Source organism: Ligilactobacillus acidipiscis DSM 15836 (assembly GCF_001435755.1).
Taxonomy (GTDB): Bacteria; Bacillota; Bacilli; order Lactobacillales; family Lactobacillaceae; genus Ligilactobacillus; species Ligilactobacillus acidipiscis.
Genome location: NZ_AZFI01000166.1, coordinates 1 through 4117 on the forward strand (window position 1 = coordinate 1; position 4117 = coordinate 4117).

The 4117-nt window shown below is 39.3% G+C and carries 5 protein-coding genes; all 5 read left to right on the forward strand.

The genetic code is table 11. The annotated features are described in order from the left end of the window. Nucleotides 1-197 precede the first annotated feature (197 nt). A complete protein-coding gene (locus FC65_RS09110; protein ID WP_010497943.1) occupies nt 198-533 on the forward strand; it encodes a PspC domain-containing protein in 336 nt (111 codons plus the stop codon). Next, the gene (locus FC65_RS09115; RefSeq protein WP_010497945.1) at nt 530-877 is read left to right on the forward strand and encodes a phage holin family protein; all 348 of its coding nucleotides are present in this window, start codon (nt 530-532) and stop codon (nt 875-877) included. The genes FC65_RS09110 and FC65_RS09115 overlap by 4 nt, the downstream gene beginning before the upstream one ends. 109 nt (nt 878-986) lie before the next feature. Then, nucleotides 987-1922: an HPr(Ser) kinase/phosphatase gene (gene hprK / locus FC65_RS09120; protein WP_082619078.1), complete on the forward strand. Its 936-nt coding sequence runs from the start codon at nt 987-989 to the stop codon at nt 1920-1922. Between the two features lie 98 nt (nt 1923-2020). Next, entirely contained in the window at nt 2021-2869 is an 849-nt protein-coding gene (lgt, locus tag FC65_RS09125; RefSeq protein WP_056972432.1) for a prolipoprotein diacylglyceryl transferase, read from the forward strand. Between the two features lie 78 nt (nt 2870-2947). Beyond that, a complete protein-coding gene (gene trxB / locus FC65_RS09130) occupies nt 2948-3892 on the forward strand; it encodes a thioredoxin-disulfide reductase (protein WP_010497957.1) in 945 nt (314 codons plus the stop codon). Nucleotides 3893-4117: the final 225 nt, after the last annotated feature.

Consider the following 4117-nt stretch of genomic DNA (forward strand, 5'->3'; position numbering starts at 1 on the left):
CCTTAAGGGAAAAGTATGAATAATTCAGGTAACTAATTATTTCTTAAATCTAAACGAAGTAGAAACACAAATATTGCAGTCAAAATCATAAGCATGTAAAATTTATGTTAGAGTACCCGTAAAAGCTGAATTTAGTTAAATAGCTATTTTGTAAGTACTGTAAAAATGACATTAATAATTTTTGGAGGAATGATTTTTTGAAGAAAAAAATACGCCGTTCATCGTCTGATCGCTTTTTGGCAGGTGTTTGTGGAGGAATTGCCGAATATTTTGATATTCAATCAAAATACGTACGGATCGGGTATTTGATCTTTACTTTGATTTGTTCTTTGATCCCCCGACTGGCAATTTTACCTGTTGGGATCTACTTGATATTATATTTGGCAATACCGCAAGAAACTGCGGGAGGGACATGGTCCTCATTTTTCCACAATGTTGATCCTGGTGCAAAGATGAGGAATAACTCGCATTCCACTCAGTCGCAAACTGGGCGAAAAGTATTACATGATGCACATGAAAGGAAGAGCAATTGAATTTCATTAAACGTGTTTTAGTTAATGCTTTGATATTTGTTGCTGCAGCAGGATTGCTTCCAAATCAGTTTCATGTCGCTAATTTATGGATCGCAGTGCTGGCAGCGGTAGTTTTAAGCTTGTTAAATGCTTTTGTGAAACCCATTCTTGTGATTTTGTCACTTCCGATCACTATGTTGACTTTGGGTTTTTTCTATCTTTTTATCAATGCTTTTATCTTGGAAATGACGTCTTATTTTGTGGGGAGTACAGTTTTTAGCTTTTCAAGCTTTGGTAGTGCCTTTCTGGTTTCACTGATCGTTAGTTTAGTAAACTTGATCGTGACTGATCGCTTTTCACTATAAAAACTGTATAATGGTTGTAGAAAAGAATTAGTCTATTTTCAATAAGGGGAAGCAATGGTCTTTCCCTTATTTTTACATAAGATAATAGATGTCTGTGGGAGGTTTCAATTTGAATAAAGTCAGTGTACAAGAATTAGTCGAGGAATGTGACCTGGTAGTTTATAGTGGGGGAGTTAATTTGGATTCTCGCTATATTGTGACTAGTGATATCTCACGACCAGGATTAGAAATGACAGGATACTTTGATTATTATCCAGCCGAACGGATCCAGCTGTTAGGAATGACTGAGATCTCTTATTCACATAAAATGAAGAAAGACGAACGAGCTCGGATCATGGACAAGATGTGCGGTAAAAATACCCCGTGTTTCTTGGTGTCTCGTTTTTTGCCTGTGCCGCTTGAACTGGAAGAAGCCAGTAAAAGACACAGTATTCCGATTTTAAGATCCAAGTTATCTACGACTCGTTTATCTTCACGTTTGACTGATTTTTTGCAGGCGAAGTTATCAGAACGTCGTTCAGTACACGGTGTTTTGATGGATATTTATGGCTTGGGAGTTTTGATCACAGGAGATTCTGGTGTAGGAAAGTCTGAAACTGCTCTGGAACTTATCAAGCGTGGACATCGCCTGATTGCGGACGATCGTGTGGAGATCTACCAGCAAGATGAGCGTACTTTGGTCGGTGAAGCCCCTGAAATTCTCAATCATTTGCTTGAGATCCGCGGAGTTGGTATTATTGATGTCATGAATCTTTTTGGTGCAGGCTCAGTACGACAAAACACTAATATTTCGGTGATCGTTAATTTGGAAAACTGGTCCGCTGATAAGCAATATGACCGCTTGGGTAGTGGTGAACAGCAATATGAACTATTCGGTGTATCCCTGCCTAAGATCAATATTCCGGTTAAAGTTGGTCGGAATATGGCCATTATAATTGAATCGGCCGCTATGAACTTCCGGGCAAAATCAATGGGGTATGATGCAACACAGAAGTTTGAGGATAATCTAAATCGGTTGATCAAAAAAAATTCGCTCAATAATTAAGTTAATGTCCAATTGAAATTAAAATATTTATGGCAAGACTAAATTATTGAGCTTCAGAGTAGTTTGGTCTTAATCTATTGTAAGGAGATAATTAATGTATGGATTTTGTGTTGGGTGCCTTGAATCCGATTGCGCTAAAATTTGGACCCTTTGAGATCCGTTGGTACGGTGTGATCATTGCTTGTGGAGTTATTTTGGCTGCGGCACTTTCTGTTAAAGAAGGTCAGAAACGCGGCTTGAAAGATGACTATTTTTATGATTTTCTTTTGTGGGCTTTACCGTTTTCCTTGATCGGTGCGCGACTTTATTACGTAATCTTTGAGTGGCCATATTATCTGGCTAACCCAAGCGAAATTTATCGGATCTGGGATGGCGGGATCGCGATTTATGGTAGTTTGATCGCAGCTGTGTTAGTCCTGCTAGTTTATTGCCGCCATCAGCAGATCTCAAGTTGGCTTTTTTTGGATGTGATTGCCCCCAATGTGATTTTAGCGCAAGGAATTGGCCGCTGGGGTAACTTTATGAATCAGGAAGCTCACGGAAGAGCTACAAGTTTGAATTTTTTACAAAATTTGCATTTACCTCATTTTATTATTGATCAGATGAACATTAATGGTATTTATTACCAGCCGACATTTTTGTACGAATCGGTTTGGGATGTTTTAGGCTTTGTTATCTTAATACTATTAAGACGAAAAAACCACTTGTTCAAACAAGGAGAAGTCTTTTTCGGTTATGTGATCTGGTACTCATTTGGCCGTTTTTTTGTAGAAGGAATGCGGACAGATAGTTTGATGCTCGGGCCGTTGCGTGTTTCTCAATGGTTATCGCTTGTACTGTTTATTGGTTCAATTTTATGGTTATTACACCGTAGATATTGGCAGCCTTATGCTCCATGGTATCTTGATGGGCAACAGTCTTTTGCAAAACAAGACCAAGAAAAATAAAAGTGAGTGTTTTACTAGACAGCTTACAAAAAGTAAGCTAATATGAATACATGGTAAAAGAGAAGGAAGGAATGGCTAATGGCAAAAAGTTATGATGTGATAGTTATCGGTGCTGGACCAGGTGGAATGACAGCTGCTTTGTACGCTTCTCGGGCTAATTTATCTGTTTTGATGTTAGACCGTGGCATTTATGGCGGTCAAATGAACAATACGGCAGAGGTCGAGAATTACCCTGGTTTTAAGTCAATTCTAGGACCAGATCTGGCTGAAAAAATGTACCAAAGTTCTACCCAGTTTGATGCGGAATATGCCTATGGAAGTGTTGAAAGTGTTTCTGTTGCAGCCGACGGTTTAAAGACTATCACCACAGATAGTGATGTCTATGAAACACAGGCATTGATCATTGCTACGGGTTCAGAATATCGAAAACTGGGAGTTCCGGGTGAAGATGATTATAGTGGTCGCGGTGTTTCATACTGTGCAGTTTGTGATGGTGCGTTCTTTAAGAACAAACCAGTTGCTGTGATTGGCGGGGGAGATTCTGCTGTTGAAGAAGGCGGGTATCTTTCTCAAATGACGTCCGCAGTTAATATTATTCATCGCAGAGATCAATTGCGTGCCCAAAAGATTTTACAGGATCGCGCATTTGCTAACGATAAAATCGGTTTTACTTGGGATACAATTGTCACAGAAATTTTAGGTGATGGACAAAAGGTCACTGGAGTTCAGACACACAACAAAAAAACCGGCGAGGATAGTGTTAAAGATGTCGATGGGGTCTTTATTTATGTTGGTAATCAGCCAATGACCCAACCTTTCTTAGACTTAGGTATTACTGACGATAAAGGATGGATCAAGACTGATGAAAAAATGAAGACGAGTGTGCCGGGAATTTTTGCAGTTGGTGATGTTCGTCAGAAGGATCTTCGTCAGATCACTACTTCGGTTGGCGATGGTGGTATCGCTGGACAAGAAGCCTTTAATTATCTCCAATCATTGCAAGATAAGGTTCCTGCTAAATAATATGAGCAAAAGAAATTACTGAGAGCTTGGATAAAGTTAGTTCTTAGTATGAAAATGAGCTAGAGAAGTCAATCAGCGCTTTCTCCAGCTTATTTTTAGGACGGCTGTGCCTCATTTGATGATGAGGTGCGGTCGTTTTTTATTAGGATCATTGTGTTATCCTAGTAGATTTGGCAAATGTGACGCAAAGTCGAGCAAAGTAAGTGTTACAAGTGGAAATGTGAC

What these genes read in the sequence shown, in the direction of transcription:
- lgt (WP_056972432.1), top strand. Translation starts at nt 2,021, where the DNA reads ATGGATTTTGTGTTGGGTGCCTTGAATCCGATTGCGCTAAAATTTGGA.
- trxB (WP_010497957.1), top strand. Translation starts at nt 2,948, where the DNA reads ATGGCAAAAAGTTATGATGTGATAGTTATCGGTGCTGGACCAGGTGGA.